At 74.1% G+C, this 17,727-nt stretch carries 20 protein-coding genes; 8 read left to right on the top strand and 12 right to left on the bottom strand.

Features of this window, described 5'->3' with window-relative positions; all coding sequences use genetic code 11:
• Positions 1-48: 48 nt before the first annotated feature.
• The 4 genes from C8046_RS05455 to clpS all read right to left on the bottom strand — a co-directional run bounded on the left by C8046_RS05455 (position 49) and on the right by clpS (position 2,733).
• Positions 49-825: an MBL fold metallo-hydrolase gene (locus C8046_RS05455; protein WP_109228573.1), complete on the bottom strand. Its 777-nt coding sequence runs from the start codon at positions 823-825 to the stop codon at positions 49-51.
• The gene (murI, locus tag C8046_RS05460) at positions 822-1,664 is read right to left on the bottom strand and encodes a glutamate racemase (protein WP_109228574.1); all 843 of its coding nucleotides are present in this window, start codon (positions 1,662-1,664) and stop codon (positions 822-824) included. Before murI ends, C8046_RS05455 begins: the two co-directional genes overlap by 4 nt.
• A gap of 101 nt (positions 1,665-1,765) precedes the next feature.
• A complete protein-coding gene (locus C8046_RS05465) occupies positions 1,766-2,404 on the bottom strand; it encodes a DUF2017 family protein (protein ID WP_109228575.1) in 639 nt (212 codons plus the stop codon).
• A complete protein-coding gene (clpS, locus tag C8046_RS05470; protein WP_109228576.1) occupies positions 2,404-2,733 on the bottom strand; it encodes an ATP-dependent Clp protease adapter ClpS in 330 nt (109 codons plus the stop codon). Before clpS ends, C8046_RS05465 begins: the two co-directional genes overlap by 1 nt.
• A 129-nt stretch (positions 2,734-2,862) precedes the next feature.
• Between clpS and C8046_RS05475 the strand changes: the two genes are divergently transcribed.
• The 5 genes from C8046_RS05475 (at position 2,863) to C8046_RS05495 (ending at position 8,385) form a co-directional block, all read left to right on the top strand.
• Entirely contained in the window at positions 2,863-4,278 is a 1,416-nt protein-coding gene (locus C8046_RS05475; protein ID WP_109228577.1) for an S-layer homology domain-containing protein, read from the top strand.
• 40 nt (positions 4,279-4,318) lie between these two features.
• Positions 4,319-5,650 (top strand): FAD-dependent oxidoreductase, encoded by a 1,332-nt coding sequence (locus tag C8046_RS05480; protein WP_109228578.1) that lies wholly within the window; start codon positions 4,319-4,321, stop codon positions 5,648-5,650.
• The gene (locus C8046_RS05485) at positions 5,647-5,922 is read left to right on the top strand and encodes a ferredoxin family protein (protein WP_146197066.1); all 276 of its coding nucleotides are present in this window, start codon (positions 5,647-5,649) and stop codon (positions 5,920-5,922) included. The genes C8046_RS05480 and C8046_RS05485 overlap by 4 nt, the downstream gene beginning before the upstream one ends.
• Before the next feature lie 69 nt (positions 5,923-5,991).
• Positions 5,992-7,329 (top strand): nicotinate phosphoribosyltransferase, encoded by a 1,338-nt coding sequence (locus C8046_RS05490; RefSeq protein ID WP_109228580.1) that lies wholly within the window; start codon positions 5,992-5,994, stop codon positions 7,327-7,329.
• 105 nt (positions 7,330-7,434) lie between these two features.
• Positions 7,435-8,385: a ChuX/HutX family heme-like substrate-binding protein gene (locus C8046_RS05495; RefSeq protein ID WP_146197067.1), complete on the top strand. Its 951-nt coding sequence runs from the start codon at positions 7,435-7,437 to the stop codon at positions 8,383-8,385.
• 148 nt (positions 8,386-8,533) lie between these two features.
• Here C8046_RS05495 and C8046_RS05500 read toward each other — a convergent pair whose 3' ends face one another.
• The 7 genes from C8046_RS05500 to C8046_RS05530 all read right to left on the bottom strand — a co-directional run bounded on the left by C8046_RS05500 (position 8,534) and on the right by C8046_RS05530 (position 14,645).
• Complete coding sequence (locus tag C8046_RS05500) at positions 8,534-10,429, bottom strand: DEAD/DEAH box helicase (RefSeq protein WP_109228582.1); 1,896 nt, start codon at positions 10,427-10,429, stop codon at positions 8,534-8,536.
• Positions 10,426-10,770 carry a DUF3039 domain-containing protein gene (locus C8046_RS05505; RefSeq protein ID WP_109228583.1) on the bottom strand — a complete coding sequence of 115 codons (345 nt, stop codon included), beginning with the start codon at positions 10,768-10,770 and terminating at the stop codon, positions 10,426-10,428. The genes C8046_RS05500 and C8046_RS05505 overlap by 4 nt, the downstream gene beginning before the upstream one ends.
• A gap of 70 nt (positions 10,771-10,840) precedes the next feature.
• The gene (locus tag C8046_RS05510) at positions 10,841-11,938 is read right to left on the bottom strand and encodes a hypothetical protein (RefSeq protein WP_158277135.1); all 1,098 of its coding nucleotides are present in this window, start codon (positions 11,936-11,938) and stop codon (positions 10,841-10,843) included.
• A gap of 514 nt (positions 11,939-12,452) precedes the next feature.
• On the bottom strand, positions 12,453-13,283 hold the full coding sequence (locus C8046_RS05515; RefSeq protein ID WP_109228585.1) for an ABC transporter ATP-binding protein: 831 nt from the start codon (positions 13,281-13,283) through the stop codon (positions 12,453-12,455).
• Positions 13,284-13,433: 150 nt separating this feature from the next.
• Positions 13,434-13,715 (bottom strand): HU family DNA-binding protein, encoded by a 282-nt coding sequence (locus C8046_RS05520; RefSeq protein WP_109228586.1) that lies wholly within the window; start codon positions 13,713-13,715, stop codon positions 13,434-13,436.
• Between the two features lie 208 nt (positions 13,716-13,923).
• Complete coding sequence (locus tag C8046_RS05525) at positions 13,924-14,304, bottom strand: DMT family transporter (protein ID WP_109228587.1); 381 nt, start codon at positions 14,302-14,304, stop codon at positions 13,924-13,926.
• A 2-nt stretch (positions 14,305-14,306) separates the two neighbouring features.
• Positions 14,307-14,645 (bottom strand): DMT family transporter, encoded by a 339-nt coding sequence (locus C8046_RS05530; protein WP_109228588.1) that lies wholly within the window; start codon positions 14,643-14,645, stop codon positions 14,307-14,309.
• Between the two features lie 174 nt (positions 14,646-14,819).
• Between C8046_RS05530 and C8046_RS05535 the strand changes: the two genes are divergently transcribed.
• Positions 14,820-15,113: a DUF4287 domain-containing protein gene (locus C8046_RS05535; RefSeq protein ID WP_109228589.1), complete on the top strand. Its 294-nt coding sequence runs from the start codon at positions 14,820-14,822 to the stop codon at positions 15,111-15,113.
• A gap of 21 nt (positions 15,114-15,134) precedes the next feature.
• On the opposite strand, the gene C8046_RS05540 is transcribed toward C8046_RS05535, so the two are convergent.
• A complete protein-coding gene (locus C8046_RS05540; RefSeq protein WP_109228590.1) occupies positions 15,135-15,908 on the bottom strand; it encodes an IclR family transcriptional regulator in 774 nt (257 codons plus the stop codon).
• A gap of 185 nt (positions 15,909-16,093) precedes the next feature.
• Here C8046_RS05540 and kduI point away from each other — a divergent pair, with 185 nt between their 5' ends.
• Positions 16,094-16,912 carry a 5-dehydro-4-deoxy-D-glucuronate isomerase gene (gene kduI / locus C8046_RS05545; RefSeq protein WP_109228591.1) on the top strand — a complete coding sequence of 273 codons (819 nt, stop codon included), beginning with the start codon at positions 16,094-16,096 and terminating at the stop codon, positions 16,910-16,912.
• Positions 16,909-17,715 (top strand): 2-dehydro-3-deoxy-D-gluconate 5-dehydrogenase KduD, encoded by an 807-nt coding sequence (gene kduD / locus C8046_RS05550; RefSeq protein ID WP_109228592.1) that lies wholly within the window; start codon positions 16,909-16,911, stop codon positions 17,713-17,715. Before kduI ends, kduD begins: the two co-directional genes overlap by 4 nt.
• Positions 17,716-17,727 lie beyond the last annotated feature (12 nt).

The raw sequence follows: 17,727 nt of genomic DNA on the forward strand, positions 1-17,727 counted from the left end.
GGCACGGACAAGACGAACCGGGGATCGACCCTCGCGTCGGGGCCGTGCTCAGACCTCGAACGTCGCGCCCGGCGTGGCGACGGCGAGCTCGCCGTCGAACCGCGCGGCCGCGGCCGCGGTGATCGCGTCGGCGTCCGCCCACGGCTGCAGGTGCGTCAGCACGAGGCGGCGAGCACCGCCGTCGGACGCCACGGCGCCGGCGCGCGAGCCGGTGAGGTGGATGCCGCGCACGGTCTCGTGCTCGCCGAACGCGGCCTCGGCCAGCAGGAGGTCGACGTCGGCGGCCACGCGCAGCGCGCCGTCGCAGTGGTCGGTGTCGCCCGTGTAGCCGAGCGACGCCGGAGCGGTCCGGTCCTCGCGCGGGCCCACGATCCGCACGCCGAAGGCCGGCACCGGGTGGAGCACCGCGTGCGGCGTCACCTGCAGCCCGGCGATCTCGACGGCGACGCCGTCGGCAAAGGTCCGGACGTCGAAGATCGCGGCGACCTCCGCCGTCGTCGTCATCGACAGCTCGGCCAGCCGCTCCGCCGTCCCCTCCGGCCCGTAGACGAGCACCCGCGGGCCGGGCGACCCGGGACCGTACTGCAGCCAGACGGCGAGCGCCGTGACGTCGGCGCAGTGGTCGGGATGGAGGTGGCTGAGCAGGACGGCGTCGATCTCGTGCGGGTCGAGGTGGCGCTGCAGCGGACCGAACGCGCCCGACCCGAGGTCGAGGAGCACGCTGCGGGTGCGGCCGTCGGCGTCGTCGGCCTGCAGCAGGTAGCTGGACGCGGCGGACGTGGGCGAGGGCATCGAGCCCGAGCAGCCCAGCACGGTGAGCCTCATCGCAGGACCACCCGCGGCAGCTCGCCGGTGACCTCGACGGCGTCGTGGACGTCGGGCACCTCGGGCCCGAGGAAGCGGCGCGCGAGAGTCCGGAACGCGCGGGTGTCCCCCGTCGCGAGGAACTCGTGCCGCGGGGCGGGAGCGGCGTCCTGGCGCAGCAGGTCGGCCGAGACGAGCGTGCGGTAGAGGTCCTTGGCGGTCTCCTCCGCGGAGGAGACGAGCGTGACGCCGTCGCCCATCACGTAGCTGATGACGCCGGTGAGCAGCGGGTAGTGCGTGCAGCCCAGCACGAGCGCGTCGACCTGCGCCTCGCGCAGCGGCTCGAGGTAGGTGCGAGCGGCGTCGAGCACCGAGGTGCCCGACGTGATGCCCTGCTCGACGTACTCCACGAACGCGGGGCAGGCCTGCGTGAACAGCTCCAGGTGCGGGGCGGCGGCGAAGGCGTCCTCGTAGGAGCGCGAGGAGATCGTGGCGTTGGTCCCGATGACGCCGACCCGACCGGTGCGGGTGGCCGCGACGGCGCGGCGGACGGCGGGGTGGATCACCTCCAGCACGGGGATGCCGGCCGGCTCGTAGCGCTCGCGCGCGTCGCGCAGCACGGCGGAGGAGGCGGAGTTGCAGGCGATGACGAGCGCCTTCACCCCGGAGTGGACGAGCGTGTCGAGCATCTCCAGGGAGTAGGAGCGCACCTGGGCGATCGGGCGGGGGCCGTAGGGCGTGCGCGCGGTGTCGCCGAGGTAGCGCACGGCCTCGTGCGGCAGCTGGTCGAGCACGGCGCGCGCCACCGTCAGCCCCCCGACGCCGGAGTCGAAGATGCCGATGGGGAGGTCGCGCTGCATGGCTCCCAGGGTAGATCGCCGATCCGCGCGATCCGGCCCTGCGTGAGGGAGGTCACGCCGGTGGCCGCGCTGGTGCGGCGGTCGTCCGGGCGGCGCCGGGTTCAGGCGGTGTCGGGCAGCTCGGAGAGCATCGCCTCGAGGAGCGACTCCTGCAGCCAGGACAGCGCCAGGTAGAGGGAGGCGAGCGCGCGCGAGACCTCGTCGTCCCCCGACGCCGCGACCTCCTGCAGGCGCTCCGCGGCCTCCGCGTCCTCGACGCCGAGCCGCTGGGCGAGCACGAGGCGGACGTCGGTGAGGGCGCCGGCCCAGACCATGGCGCGGTCGTCGGGCACGCGGATCTCGTCCTCGCCGCGGCTCAGGTCCCACCAGACGCGGCGCAGGCGCTCACCCTTCGAGCGCCGCACCGAGTCCTCGGTGAGCCGACGGTGCTCGGCCGCGACGTCGTCGTCCTCGCTCCCGGGGGGCAGGAGACGGGCGAGCGCCGGGTCGTCGGGGACGAGCGCGTCGGCCTCGTCCGGCTCCGACCAGTGCAGCTGGGGGAAGCCGTCGTCGCCGGTGGCCCCGCCGGTGGCCCCGCCGTCGGGCTGGGTGGGCGCGTCGCCGTCGGTCGGAGCCTGGACGTCCGCGACGCCGTAGCCGAGCAGCTCGGCGACGTCGCCGACGACCGAGGCCACGATCGCGCGCTCGGTCGGGTCGAGCCGGGTGACGTAGCCGGAGCGGGTGCGGCGGAACGCGTGCATCAGGCGGTGTCCTTCTCGAGGGTGGCCCACAGGCCGTAGGTGTGCAGGGCCTCGACGTGGGCCTCCATGCGCTCGCGCCCGCCCTCGGCGACGACGGCGCGGCCCGCGTGGTGGACCTGGAGCATCAGCTCCTCCGCCTTCTCGCGCGAGAAGCCGAAGTGGGTGCGGAACACGTAGGTCACGTAGCTCATGAGGTTGACCGGGTCGTCCCAGACGACGGTGCGCCACGCGGGCGCCGGCCGGACGTCGGCCGCCGCGACGGGCTGCTCACGCGTCTCGGGGGGCGCGACGGCGGCCCGGGCGGGCGCGATCGATCCGAGCAGCGGCATGACTCCAGGGTAGGCCGACGGGCGTGGACCGCGCGGCTGCGTCCTCGTGACCTGAGGTTAGGCTCGCCTTGCACGCTCGCGGCTGTCGCCGTCGGGCGCTCCCCCTCCCTCCGCCCCGGAAGGCTCGCCATGCCCGCCACGCCCGAGCTCCCGGCCCGCCGCCCCCGGCGCCGCCTGCTCACCAGCCTCGTCACCGCCGTCGCCCTGCTCCTTCCCGTCCTCGCGGCCCCCGCCGCGAGCGCCGCGCCGCGCACGCTGACGAACGTCCAGCTCGAGTGGACGGGATCGGCCGCGGTGCAGAAGGCGCCGCCCGTCGGCGGCTCCAACTACCTCTCCGCCGGGGTCTCCAACGGAGAGCAGGCCGACTACCGCGTCGGCAGCGGCTCGGCGCTCGTGCTCCACCGCTCGGCCGCCGGTCAGGTGAGCGTGCCGACGTGGAGCACGCGCGCGGCCACCGCCCCGGTGGCGGGCGCCAGCCAGGTCGCCCGCCTCAACGGCGGAACCGCGGTGATCGCCGACGACGGGAGCGCCGTCGTCACGTTCACCGGGTCCTTCAGCGTCAACATGTACGGCGGGATGGTCCCGTTCACGATCGTCGACCCGCAGGTGACGATCGCCGCGAACGGGACGGGCGAGCTCGTCGCCGACCTCGTGGGGTACGCCTCGACCATGGCGAACCCCGTGAAGGTTCCGCTGGCCCCGGTCGCCGACGTCACGATCGCGACGTTCTCCGGCGTCTCGCTCAACCCGGCCGGGAGGACGACGATCACGCCGCGCTACGAGGGCGAGCGCGTGACCGTCCCCGCGGGGACGACCCAGCAGAACCGGCAGGTCGCCGGCTGGGGCTCCTGGCCCCAGGAGTTCGTCGACTTCCAGGTCGCCACCGGCCTCAGCTCCTACTGGTACTCCTCCGGCGGGGCGGCCGACCCCGACAAGAAGCCGCTCCCGTTCACGCTGAACACCGCCCCGACCGAGACGACGGTCTTCCGCGACGTCCCGCAGGGCACGCAGTTCTTCACCGAGATCGGCTGGCTGGCGATGGCCCGGGTCTCCACGGGCTACGAGGTGTCCGAGGGCGCCCACGAGTACCGGCCCCTCGCCCCCGTGGCGCGCGACGCGATGGCCGCCTTCCTCTACCGCCTCCAGGGCTCACCGCCCGTGACGCTGCCCGCGAGGTCGCCGTTCCGCGACGTCCCGACCACCAACCAGTTCTACAAGGAGATCGTCTGGCTCTCCCAGCGGGGCATCTCCACCGGCTGGGACGTCGGCGGGGGCGTGAAGGAGTTCCGCCCCCTGGTGCCCGTCGCCCGCGACGCGATGGCCGCCTTCCTCTACCGGTACGCGAACCCCGGCACCACCCCGCCGCCGGCGACCTCGACCTTCCTGGACGTCCAGACCACCACGCAGTTCTCCCGCGAGATCGCCTGGCTGGCGTCGCAGGGCATCTCCACCGGCTGGGCGGTGCCCGGCGGCACGCAGTTCCGGCCGCTCGATCCGGTCAACCGCGACGCGATGGCCGCGTTCCTCCACCGCCTCACGCACTAGGCACGCTGCCGGTCGAACCACCGAGCCCTAGGGTGGGGACATGTCCCTGGCCAGCGACGACGTCGACTTCGACGCCGTCGTCGTGGGCGCAGGTCCGGCCGGCAGCCTCGCGGCCCTGCGCCTGGCGCAGCGCGGGCTCTCCGTCGTCCTGATCGAGCGCGGCGAGGCGCCCGGCGCCAAGAACCTCTCCGGCGGCGTCCTCTACCCCTACGAGCTCGCGACGGCGATCCCCACCTTTGCCGCGCAGGCCCCCGTCGAGCGCACGGTCACCCGCCACGTGACCACGTTCCTCCAGGCCGACTCTGCCGTCAGCCTCGACTACGCGGGCGACCACCTCGCCTCGCCCGTCGCCACCGCCGACACCGCCGCCCCCAACGCCGTCACCGTCCTGCGCGCCCGCCTCGACCCGTGGCTCGCCGCCCGCGCGGAGGAGGCCGGGGCCTTCCTCATGCCCGGCGTGAAGGTCGACGCCCTCGAGCGGGACGCGGGCGGCGCCGTCGTCGGCGTCCGGGCGGGCGAGGAGGTGCTGCGCTCCCGCGTGGTGGTCGCGGCCGACGGCGTGAACTCCTTCCTCGCGCGCGACGCCGGACTGCGCCCCAAACCGCCCGCGCACCACCTCGCCGTCGGGGTCAAGGCGGTCCTCGCGATGGAGCCGGGCCGGATCGCCGACCGGTTCGGTGTCGACGACGCGGGTGGCGCCGCGCACGCCGTGGTCGGCGACGCGACGGCGGGGGTCGCCGGCGGCGGCTTCGTCTACACCAACCGCGACTCGCTCTCGGTCGGGCTCGTGCTGCGGCTGGACGACCTCGTGAGGTCGGGCCGGACCGCCCACGAGCTCTTCGAGCGCTTCCTCGCCCACCCGGGCCTGCGCCGCTACCTGGCCGGCGCCGAGGCCGTGGAGTACGGCTCGCACCTCGTGGCCGAGGGCGGCCTGGCGATGGTCGGCGAGGTGGTCCATGACGGCCTCGTGCTCACCGGCGACGCCGCCGGCCTGACGATCAACTCCGGCCTCGTGCTGCGCGGCATGGACCTCGCGGTGGCGTCCGGGATCGCGGCGGGCGACGCCGTCGCCGACGCGATCGAGGCCGGCGACGTCACCCGGACCGGGCTCGAGCGCTACCGCACCGCGCTGGAGGCGACGACGGCGATGGCCGACCTGCGCACGTACGAGCGCGCCCCGGCGTTCTTCTCGCGCCGCGGCCCGTACGGGCCGTGGGGCCGGACGGCGGCGGACGTGCTGCGCGCCGCCTACACGCTCGACGGCGCCCCGCGCCGCCCGGTGCGCACCCTCGTGAGGGACGCGCTGCGCCGCTCCGACGCGTCCCCGACGACGTGGGCGCAGGACGCGTGGGCGGCGGTGAGGTCGCTGTGACCCGGCCACCGGTCTCCGCCCGCCTGGGCACCACGCGGTTCGTCACCGACACGATCCGTCACATCGACCCCTCGCAGCTGCGGGCAGGCAGCCCGGCCGCCCGCGCCGTCATCGCCGTCTGCCCGGCCGGCGTCTACCGCGAGCACGGGGAGGACGTCGTGGCCGACGACGCGGCCTGCCTCGAGTGCGGCGCGTGCCTCGCCGTCGTCGAGGAGGGCCTGCGCTGGACCTACCCCCGCGGCGGCCAGGGCGTGAGCTTCCGCCAGGGCTGAGTCCGCTCCCGCCCCCGGGACCGAACCCGTCCCGACACCCCCGGCGGCTGCCGGATATCGTTGCCAGCCATGACCACCAGCGCGAGCACCGCTCTGCTCACCGACCGCTACGAGCTCACGATGATCGACGCGGCGCTCGCCGACGGCACCGCCGACCGCCGCTGCGTCTTCGAGGTGTTCGCCCGCCGCCTCCCGACGGGTCGGCGCTACGGCGTGCTGGCCGGCACGGGCCGGCTGCTCGAGGCCATCGCCGACTTCCGCTTCGGGGAGCAGGAGCTCGACTGGCTGCGCGAGCAGTCCGTCGTCAGCGAGCAGACCCTCGCCTACCTGGCCGACTACCGCTTCCGCGGCAGCATCACCGGCTACGCCGAGGGCGAGCTGTACTTCCCCGGCTCCCCCCTGCTCGTGGTCGACGCCACGTTCGCCGACGGGGTCATCCTCGAGACCCTGATCCTGTCGATCCTCAACTACGACTCCGCCGTCGCGGCCGCCGCGTCCCGGATGACGTCAGCCGCCGGGGACCGGCCGTGCCTGGAGATGGGATCGCGCCGCGCCCACGAGGCCGCGGCCGTCGCCGCCGCCCGCGCGACCGCCGTCGCCGGCTTCTCCGCGACCTCCAACCTCGAGGCCGGCCGCCGCTACGGCCTGCGGACCATCGGCACGGCCGCGCACGCGTTCACGCTGCTGCACGACGACGAGCGCTCGGCCTTCGTCTCGCAGGTCGCCTCCGCAGGGCCCGGGACGACCCTGCTGGTGGACACCTACGACGTCGAGCAGGGCGTCATCACCGCGGTCGACGCCGCCGGGACCGCGCTCGGCGCCGTACGCCTCGACTCGGGCGACCTGCTCACGGTGGCCCGCGAGGTGCGCGAGCAGCTCGACGGCCTCGGCGCGACGGGCACGAGGATCGTCGTGTCCTCGGACCTGGACGAGTACGCGATCGCGGCGCTCGCCGTCGCCCCCGTCGACTCCTACGGCGTCGGCACCTCGGTCGTCACCGGCTCGGGCGCCCCGACGTGCGGCATGGTCTACAAGCTCGTGCTGCGCGAGGGGAGCGACGGCCACATGCACGCCGTCGCCAAGGCGTCGGCGGGCGGGAAGTCGAGCGTCGGCGGGCACAAGGTCGCCGGACGCCGGATCGAGCACGGCCTGGCGACGGAGGAGGTCGTGGTCCTCTCCCCCGACTCCGACGTCCCCGCGCTGCACCAGATCGCCGAGGTCGACGAGCTCCGGCCGCTGCACGTCCCGCTCGTCGTGGACGGCGTCGTGGACCCGACGTACACCGGTGCCGAGGGCGTGCGCCGCGCCGCGGAGCGGCACGCCGCGTCGCGCCTCGAGCTGCCTCGGGCGGCCTGGCGCCTGTCGGCGGGCGACGCCGCGATCCCGACCGAGATCATCACGGTCTGACGCCTCCCGCCCACCATTCGAACGGCGGTAAGGCATGGCTAACCTCACGCGTTAGACTCGTCCGGGCGCCGCGGTGGCGCCCGGACATCGAGCGCGGGAGTGGACGTGGCGGACAGCTGTGGGTGCGGGGGCGGACTCGCCCCCTCGTGCGGGCGCCGTGGTTTCAGCGACCTCCAGCTCCTCGAGGACCTCTCCCCCGGCGGCCTGAGCCCCCTTGCGACCGACGTGGCGGCGCTGTGCGACCACCTGCAGCTGCTCGAGGGCGCGACGGCGATCACCAGCGGTCACGGTGCTGCGCTGGCCGCGACCGGTCGGTACGGCGCCCCGAGCACCGTCGGCGGGGCGCTCGCCCAGCCCGGTGTGACGCTGCGGTACCTGCCGGGCACCGTGACGACAGCGTTGCGCGTCGAACCACGCCCGTCGGTCCACCTCTCCCAGCCCGTCGCCGCCTCCGTGGACCTGTTCGACGGCGGTGGGCGCCGCGTTCACCAGGCCCGCCTGGCCGCGCCCGAGGACCTCCGGCTGCTCGACTCGGTCGGCCCGCCGACCGCCGGGACGGCCGACGCCACCGCCGTCGCGCCCCCCACCCCCGTCCTCGCCCGCCCCGGGCTGGACGACCAGATCGATCTCGTCGACTCCCACCTCACCGACGCCGGCGGCGCGCGCCTGCGCACGCTGCTGGGGCACGACGGCGGCCACGCCCGCCCCGTCGACCCGCAGCGGCTCGAGGCCGTCGTGGCGGGCGTGGCCGAGCTGGGTCTGCGCCCCACGTTCACGGTGACCTCGGGGATCCAGCAGTCGCACACCGGTCGAGTCGAGGCGATCGGGCACGCCGGCCGCACGCTCCGGCTGCGCTCGGGCGGGGCCGTCCTCGCCGTCTCCAGCACGTCGGTGCACCGGATGTGGGTCACGACGGCGCAGGGCCCGCACGGTCCGACGTCCGCCGTCGAGCTGTTCGACGCCGAGGGCCGCGCCCTCGTGCTGATCACCCTGACCGGGCACCACCCCGTCCCCGCGCACCGCGCGTGGGAGGAGCTCCTGATCGCCCAGCAGTAGGCCGGGCTCCCGGGAGACCCGACCAGCCCCACCCGGACGGGTGCTGCGGTCGTTGCGGATGAGGGTGACCCATCCGCAACCACCGCAGCAGCGGTGTGGGGTGGCGTGTGGGCCGGGCGAGCACCGGGGCGGGCCGAGCCGACCGGGCCTAGGACTTCCCGACGAACCAGTTGCGCACCTGCGCGATGCGCGAGCGGAGCTGCTCCGCGTTCGCGAGCGGCACCTCGGGCCCGCCCGAGTGCTGGCGCAGCCGCGAGTGCACGACGCCGTGCGGCGTGCTGGACCGGCGGGCCCACGCCGAGACGAGCTGGTTGAGCTCCTTGCGCAGCCGCGTGAGCTCGCGGTGGTCGACGACGTCGGGCGCCGCCTCGGCCACGCCCACCGCGCCGGTGGCCTCCCCCGCACGTCCGTGACCGGAACGCATGTGGGACGCCTGCCGGGCGCGCAGCGCCGAGGCCATCTCGTCCGTCTCCATGAGACCGGGGATCGCGAGGAAGTCGGACTCGACCTCGCCGCCGATGTCGCCGCCGGTGCCGAACTGGCCGCCGTCGAACAGGACGTGGTCGAAGGAGGCCTGAGCCTCGAGCGCCTGGAAGCCGGGGCCGTCGAGGTCGCTGGACGCCTTCTCCTCGCGGTTGGCCTCGGCGAGCGCGGCGTCGTCGAGCATCTCGCCGTCGGGCCCGACCTCCTTGCTCGGGCGGTCCAGCGCGTGGTCGCGCTCGACCTCGAGCTCGCCGGCCAGGCCGAGCAGCACGGGCACGCTGGGCAGGAAGACCGACGCGGTCTCACCGCGGCGTCGGGCCCGCACGAACCGGCCGACGGCCTGGGCGAAGAACAGCGGCGTCGCCGTGGCCGTCGCGTAGACGCCCACCGACAGCCGCGGCACGTCCACGCCCTCGGACACCATGCGGACGGCGACCATCCAGCGCTGGCGCCCCTGGGCGTACTCCTCGATGCGGCTCGAGGCCCCGTCGTCGTCCGACAGCACGACGACGGCGGGTTCCCCCGTGATCGCGCGCAGCTGGGCGGCGTAGGCGCGCGCCACGGTCTGGTCCGTCGCGATGACGAGGCCACCGGCGTCGGGCACCGAGCGGCGCACCTCCGACAGGCGGGTGTCCGCGGCCCGCAGGACCGCGGGGATCCACTCGCCGTCGGGCGCCAGCGCGGTGCGCCAGGCCTGGCCGATCATGTCCTTCGTCAGGGGCTCACCCAGGCGGGCGCTGACCTCGTCGCCGGCGCTGGTGCGCCACCGCATCTGGCCGGAGTAGGCGAGGAACATCACGGGACGCACGACGCCGTCGCGCAGCGCGTCGCCGTAGCCGTACGTGTAGTCCGCGCTCGAGCGGCGCACGCCGTCGGAGTCGGGCTCGTAGCTGATGAACGGGATCGGCGCCGTGTCGGAGCGGAACGGGGTCCCGGTCAGCGACAGCCGCCGCGCCGCGGGCTCGAAGGCGTACCGGACGCCGTCGCCCCAGCTCAGAGCGTCGCCGGCGTGGTGCACCTCGTCCAGGATCACGAGCGTCGGGGCGGACCTGGTACGGGCGTGGTGGAGCTCCGGGTTGGCCGCCACCTGGGCGTACGTCAACGCCACGCCGTTGAAGTGCGAGCCGTGCCGCTGCTGCGCGTTGCGGAAGGTCGGGTCGATCGCGATGCCGACGCGGGCGGCCGCGTCGGCCCACTGGGTCTTGAGGTGCTCGGTCGGCGCGACGACGGCGATGCGCGTGACGATCTTGCGCGCGAGCAGCTCGGTGGCCACGCGGAGCGCGAAGGTCGTCTTGCCGGCGCCCGGGGTGGCGACGGCGAGGAAGTCGCGCGGGTTCCGCTCGCCGTACGCCTCCAGCGCGGCGGCCTGCCAGGCCCGCAGGTTGCCCGCGGTCCCCCACGCGGCGCGCGCCGGGAAGGCCGGGGAGAGGTGCTCGGCCGCCGACGGCGACGGGGTGCTGGGGAGAGGTGGTGCGGCGGGGCGGAGGGCGTCGAAGAGGTCGGGCTCGGCCTGGTGCGACGCTGCACCGCCTTCGTCACCCGCGCGCCGGAGCGCGCTCACGCGTCCTGTCCGCCGGACCCGGAACCACCCGAGCCGTCAGAACCGCCGGAGTCGCCCGATCCCCCGTGCATGCCCGCGTAGATCTCCTTGCAGGCGGGGCACACCGGGAACCGGCTGGGGTCGCGCGTCGGGAGCCAGATCTTGCCGCAGAGGGCGATCACGGGCTCGCCCGACATGGCCGAGGCGAGGATGCGGTCCTTGGGCACGTAGTGCGCGTAGCGCTCGTTGTCGCCCGGCTGGGTCTGGCGCCGGGTCTCGTGGCGCTCGAGGGTGCTGGTGGAGCCCTGGGTACCAGGCCCCGACGGAGCGTCGGGGGCGCTGGGGGGAAGGGGCTCGCTCATGCCTCCGAGTGTACGTGCCCCCACCGACACGACCCGGGCCCCGACGCACCCCGCCAGGGCCGGATCGGCGTCAGTGCTTCGGCCAGGACCGGATCGTCGTGAGCATCACCACACGGCGACGGTCCAGGATCCGACCGCCCCACCGCAGGCCGACGACGGCCGCGGCGACGCCCGTGGCTAGGCCGACGACCAGGGTCAGCCAGCCCCACGCGGCACCGACGGCGAACACCGGGATCAGGGTCAGCGCCGTCGGGATCACCACGACGCCCAGCACCACGAACGACCCCAGCTGGGCCACGAACGTCGCTCCCATCGCGCCCGTCTGGTTGGACATCGGGTTGGTCCCGGGCGGCGGCGCCGGGTACGGCACGGCCGCGCTGAACACTCCCGAGACCCCGGTCCCGGCCCCGAGCAGCGCGAGGGTCAGTCCGAGCACCGCCGGGACGAGGGCCGCCCGACCGCCCAGCGCCGGCGTCGCGATCGCCAGCACCACGGTGACGGGCACCAGCCAGAGCAGGACGCCGAGCGCCCGGCCCCAGCGGTCGTCGATCCCCCGCACGTCGGCGGCCACGTGGAGCCAGAACGCCGTCGAGTCGTAGGCGACGTCGTCGTGCACGGCCCACGCGCCGACCCACGCCATCAGCGGGGCGACGGCGAGCACGGCCCAGGAGACGGCGGTCGCCCGGTCGACGCCGGTCTCCTGGTTGGAGATCAGCACCGCCATGACGATCGGGACCACGGGCAGGAAGATCAGCGAGAACGCCTGCACCAGGTAGCGCGGATCGCCTCGCCAGTAGCGCAGCGAGCGACCGGCGACGGCGGCGGCCCCCGGGCTCACGCCGCGCCCCACGAGGCGGGCGACGATCGGCAGCCGCGTGCTGCGCGAGGTGCTGGAGCCGCCGTCGGACCCGACCGTCGTCATGGCGCGGTCCAGCAGCCGGCGGTACAGCGGCAGCCCGACGGCGATCACGACCGCCACGATCGCGAGCCGCGCCGCCGCGAGGCCCCAGGCCCCCGACGCGACGTCGGCGGGGATCGCCCACGGCGCCCCGAACGGTGTCCACGCCGCGACGGCGGCGATCGCGTGGAAGGAGAACCCGGACCAGTCCTGACCACCGAGGAAGGACGGCGTGAGGGAGAGGACGAGGACGAGGACCATCGCCACCATGCCGGCCACGTCTCGGCCCGCCGTCCGCGCATGGCGCCGGACGCCGCCGTCGTCGTGATGCGGGCGAGCAGGAAGCACATGACGGCGCCGAGGAACCCGCACAGCAGCGCGACGAGCACCGTGACGATCGAGGTGACCGCCCCGGCGGTGCTGAGCCAGGCGAACGCCGAGCCGAGGGACAGCAGGACCGTGACGATCCCGGGGATCGACACCGCCCCGGCGATGAGCAGACCGACGGCGAACTGTCGGCTCGGCGAGAGGTAGACCGCGAACCGCTGCGGGTCGAGCGTGCTGTCGAGCCCGAACGCCAGGACCGGGACGACGGTCCACCCCAGCACCATCAGCGATCCGCCCAGCACGAGCGCCGTGGTGCGGATCTCGTCGTCGACGGCGTTGAGGGCAGCCATCGCGGTGACCCCGAGCGCCAGCAGCCCCAGCCCGTAGAGCACCCCGAGGGCGAGCAGGACGATGCGCCACTTCTCGCGCAGCAGGGTGTTGCGCAGGAGGGTGAGTCTCAGTCGTGCGAGGGTCGCAACCACGGCAGACCTCCCGTCACCTCGGTCGCGCCGACGAGCTCCGCGAAGCGGTGCTCGAGGTTGCCACCGCCGACCTCGGCGATCGTGCCCGAGGCCACCAGCGCGCCGGCGTTCATCACCGCGACGTGGGTGCACAGGCGCTCCACGAGCTCCATCACGTGGCTCGAGAGCACGACCGTGCCGCCGTTGGCGACGAAGTCGCTCAGCAACCCGCGGATGTGCGAGGCGGAGACCGGATCGACCGACTCGAACGGCTCGTCGAGCACGAGCACGCTCGGCGCGTGCACCATCGCGGTGGCCAGTCCGATCTTCTTCGTCATGCCGGCCGAGTAGTCGGCGACGAGCTTGCCCGCCTCCTCCGCGAGACCGAGGACCTGGAGCAGGTCGTCGGTGCGCTGCTTGACCACGGCGGGGTCCATCCCGCGCAGCAGGCCGGCGTACGTGACGAGCTCGGCGCCCGTGAGCCGGTCGAACAGCCGGAAGCCGTCGGGCAGGACGCCGAGCTGGCGCTTGGCCGCGTGCGGGTCCTTCCAGACGTCGACGCCGTGCACGAACGCGGTGCCCGTGTCGGGGGTGAGCAGGCCCGTGGCCATGCTCAGCGTGGTGGTCTTGCCGGCGCCGTTCGGCCCGACGATCCCGAAGTAGGACCCGGCGGGGATCACGAGCTCGAACTGCTGCACCGCGACCTTGGGCCCGAAGCGTTTGAACAGGCCCCAGGTGCGCAGCGCGGGGACGGGCTGTCCGGGCTGGGCGGGGACGGGCTGGCTCGGTTGACCGGGGGCGGCGGGAGGGGTGACGGCGTCGACCATGCCTCCACCCTGACACCCGGAACGCGTCGGCGGATCCTCCGCGCGACGGAGATCGGTAGTCGGGAACGACGAAGGGACGGGACCCGCCGATGGCGGTTCCCGTCCCTTCGGACCCTCGGGCGGCGGATCAGCGTCCGCGCCCTGACGGGGTCACTTGCCGACGGCGGCCTTGAGCGTGCTGCCGGCCGAGAGCTTCACGCCGTAGCCGGCGGGGATGGAGATCTCCTCGCCGGTGCGCGGGTTGCGGCCCGTGCGGGCGGCGCGCTCGACGCGCTCGGCCGAGAGCAGGCCGGTCACCTTGACGGCCTCGCCCTTGCCGAGGTTCTCGATGAGGACCTCCTGGAAGGCGGCGAGTGCGTCGTCGGCCTGCTTCTTGGTCAGCGAGGCCTTCTCGGCGATGGCAGCAACGAGGTCGGTGCGGTTGACGGTCACAGGTTTCCCCTTCGTTCGTCGCGCGCAGTGTGCGCGCTGTCGGTGGGAGACACTACGCGCTTCCGACCAACTTTCCGCACAAACACGCCGTTTCTCGCGTGTCACCCCCGGCGGGGAGCCGCCGCGGACGGCGTCCCGACGCCGATCGCGACCCTCAGGCAACATTCAAGGCGCATCGCCCTGACCTGCGACGACGCGGCCTCCGCCGTCAGGCCCGCGCGTCGATCGGGGTCTCGCCCGGCTCCCTGCCCGGCTTCTCGTGCGGCGTCGCGAGCTTGAGCCCGATCACGCACCCGACGATGCCGACCAGGAAGGCGACCTTGAGCGGTGAGGCCGACTCGGTCCCGGTGAGCATCGCCCACCCGACGGTCAGCGCGGCCCCCACCCCGACCCAGACGGCGTACGCGGTGCCCATCGGGATGGCGCGCATGGCGAGCGCGAGGCCCACCATCGAGAACGTGAGGGCGACGGCGAAGACGAGCGTCGCCGTCGGGACGGAGAAGCCGTCGGACAGGCCGAGGGCGGTCGCCCAGACGGCCTCGAGCACGGCGCTGAGCAGGAGCACGATCCACGCGTTGCGGCTGGTCATGGCTAGGCCACCACCTTGAGGCCGACGACGCACAGCACCAGGCCGAGGAGCAGCAGCACCCGCACGCGGGTGACCTTCTCGGCACCGGAGACCATGCTCCAGACGACGGCGAGCAGCGCACCGATGCCCACCCAGACGGCGTAGGCCGTCCCGGTGGGGATGGCGGTCATCGCGTAGGCGAGACCGGCCATCGACGCGGCGAGCGCGACGACGAAGACGACCGTGGGAACGAGCCGGCGGAACCTGTCCGAGGCGGCGAGAGCGGCGGCCCAGACGGCCTCGAGGATCCCGGAGACGACCAGCACGGGCCAGTGCGCCTCGAGGGTGGAGAGTGCGGACACGACAGAGCCTTCCTGGCCGTCTTGTCTGGGCGGGTACAGCTCCCTCGTCCGCTCGCGCGTCCGTGCGCAGCTCGAGGTTCTCACGCCCGACGGCGGCGGGCCAGCCCCGGTGAGGCGTCTCACCACCCGGCGGGGCGCTGTCGCCCGGGAACCGGCCGTGGCAGGATCCCGCCCATGTCCTTCCAGGCGTACCTCGACGCGGTCGAGAAGAAGACCGGCCTCACCCCCCGCCAGCTCGTGGCGCTCGCGGCCGAGAAGGGCTTCGACGCCCCTGGCACCAAGGCCGGGCCGATCCTCGCCTGGCTCAAGGAGGACTACGACCTCGGCCGCGGGCACGGCATGGCGATGGTCCACGTGATCACCAAGGGTCCGCAGATCGACAGCAGGCACGTCGGGACCACCGGCGTTCACCGTGACGCCTCGGACACGCTCTGGCTCGACGGCACCGCCACCAACCCCGACGCGTGACGAACCCCGACGCGTGACGCGTCAGCGCGCGACGCTGTGCTCGTGCGCGAGGGACAGCCGGGACTTGATGCTCAGCAGCGTCTCGATGATGTAGTCCTCGCGACCGCCGTCCAGCCGGTTCATCGGCACGGCCACGCTCAGTCCGTCGACCGCCGGGCGGCCGAACGGCAGCGCGACCCCGAAGCAGCGCACCCCGATGCAGGACTCGTCGCTCTCGACGGAGTACCCCAGCCGGGCGCCCTCCTCGATGATCTCGAGCAGGCGTCCCCTGTCCGTGGTGGTGCGGGCGGTCATGGCCGGGATGGCGTCGGGCACCCGGCCGGCCCGCTCGTCGACGGGGAGCTCCGCCAGGACCGCTCGACCCAGCGCCGTGGAGTACGCGGGCAGCCGCCGGCCCACCGCCGACATCATGCGCAGCGGCTGGGGTGACTCGCGCTTGGCCGTGTAGATGACGTCGACTCCCTCGAGTCGGCCGAGGTTGACCGTCTCGCGCGTCGCGGCGGCGATCTCGTCCATGAACGGCGCCATCCGCGCGAGGACCGGGTCCCCCGCGAGGTAGGCCGAGCTGACCACCAGGGAGTGGATCCCGAGCTGGTAGACGCTGCCGGTCGGATCGGTCTGCAGCCACCCGCGCTCGGTCATCGTGCGCAGGAGCGCGTGCAGGCTGCTCTTGGGGATGCCCAGCCGCGTGGAGAGCTGCAGCTGCGTGCCCGGACCGTGGGCGGCGATGTCGTCGAGGAGCTCGAGCGCTCGCGCCGCCGACTTCACGGCCCCGTTCGTGGTCACGTCCGGCATCGCCGCCGCCTCTCTGTGCGCCCCCTCGATCCCGCAGGACTGTCGAGCCCATCGTACCGCCGGCATCCACGTATGTGAACCCGTGTGTTCACATCCATGAACTGACTTCTCCTCCTTGACCGATCGTCCCGTCGCGCGTACGTTTCCGTTCACACACACGAACACGGTTCACGAAGGAGTGACGAGTGCTTCAGGTTCGCTATTCGACGTCCCCATCCACCGCCGAGACGGCCACGACCACGCAGCTGCGCGAGGCCTACCTCGTGGAGGACCTCTTCCGCGACGGCGAGGTCAACGGCGTCTACACGCACGACGACCGCCTCCTCGTCGCGGGCGCGGTGCCCGCCGCCGGCGAGCTCGCCCTCCCGTCCTGGCCGAAGGTTCTCGGTGTCGAGACCCACCTCGCCCGCCGCGAGCTCGGTGTCGTCAACGTCGGCGGTCCCGGCGAGGTGGTGGTCGACGGCGAGCCGTACCGCCTCGAGCACCTGGACGGCCTGTTCGTGGGCCGCGGCAGCGACGTCACCTTCTCCGGCACCGGCGCCGCCTTCTACCTCGTCTCGGCGCCGGCCCACGCGACGTTCCCGACGACGCTGATCCCCCGCGCCTCGGTCACCCCGGTCGACCTCGGCTCGCCGGAGGCGGCCAACGAGCGCCGCCTCTACCGGTACGTCTGGGGCCAGGAGGTGCAGTCGGCCGCGCTCCAGATCGGCATGACGGTCATCGCCCCCGGCTCCGTCTGGAACACCTTCCCGCCGCACCTGCACGACCGGCGCACGGAGGTCTACCTCTACCTCGACCTGGCCGCGGACGACCGCGTGCTGCACGTGATGGGACGCCCGGGCGCCACGCGTCACCTCGTCGTGGCCGATCGCCAGGCCGTCATCTCCCCGCCGTGGTCGGTCCACAGCGGGGCGGGAACCGGGTCGTACGCGTTCGTGTGGGCGATGGCCGGCGAGAACACGACCTACACCGACCTCGCACCGGTCGCGGTGGAGGAGCTGTGACGACGGGCGCGCCGACGGCGACCCTCGACTCCTCCCCCGACGCCGAGCCGCGCTCCCCGTTCGACCTGCACGGCCGCACCGCGCTGATCACCGGGTCGGGGCGGGGCCTCGGCCAGGGGGTGGCGCTCGGCCTCGCCCGGGCCGGCGCCGACCTCGTGCTCGTCGGCCGACCCGGCAGCCAGCACGAGACCCGCGCCCTGGTCGCCGACCTCGGTCGCGACGTCGAGGTGCTGGAGCTGGACGTGTCCGACCTCGACGCCGTCGAGCGGGTCAGCGCCCGCACCCTGGAGAACCACCAGGTCGACATCCTCGTCAACAACGCGGGGATCATCGACCGCGCGGACTCGGCCGAGGTCGGCTCGGCCGACTGGCACCGCGTGCTCGACGTCAACCTCACCGGCCTGTTCTTCCTGTGCCAGCAGCTCGGGCGCCCGATGGTCGAGCGCGGCCACGGCAAGATCGTCAGCATCGCGAGCCTGCTGTCCTTCCAGGGCGGCCTGCGCGTCGCCTCGTACACGGCCGCCAAGCACGGCGTCGCCGGGATCACCAAGGCGCTCGCCAACGAGTGGGGCCCCCACGGCGTCCAGGTCAACGCGATCGCCCCCGGCTACATGGCCACGGACAACACCGCCCCGCTGCGCGAGGACCCCGAGCGCTCGCGCTCGATCCTCGAGCGGATCCCCGCCGGCCGCTGGGGCACCCCGCAGGACGTCTCCGGCGCCGCCGTCTTCCTCAGCTCCTCCGCCGCCGACTACGTCAACGGGCACGTGCTCGTGGTCGACGGCGGCTGGCTGGCCCGCTGACCCACCGACCCA

The organism is Serinibacter arcticus (assembly GCF_003121705.1).
Classification (GTDB): Bacteria; Actinomycetota; Actinomycetes; order Actinomycetales; family Beutenbergiaceae; genus Litorihabitans.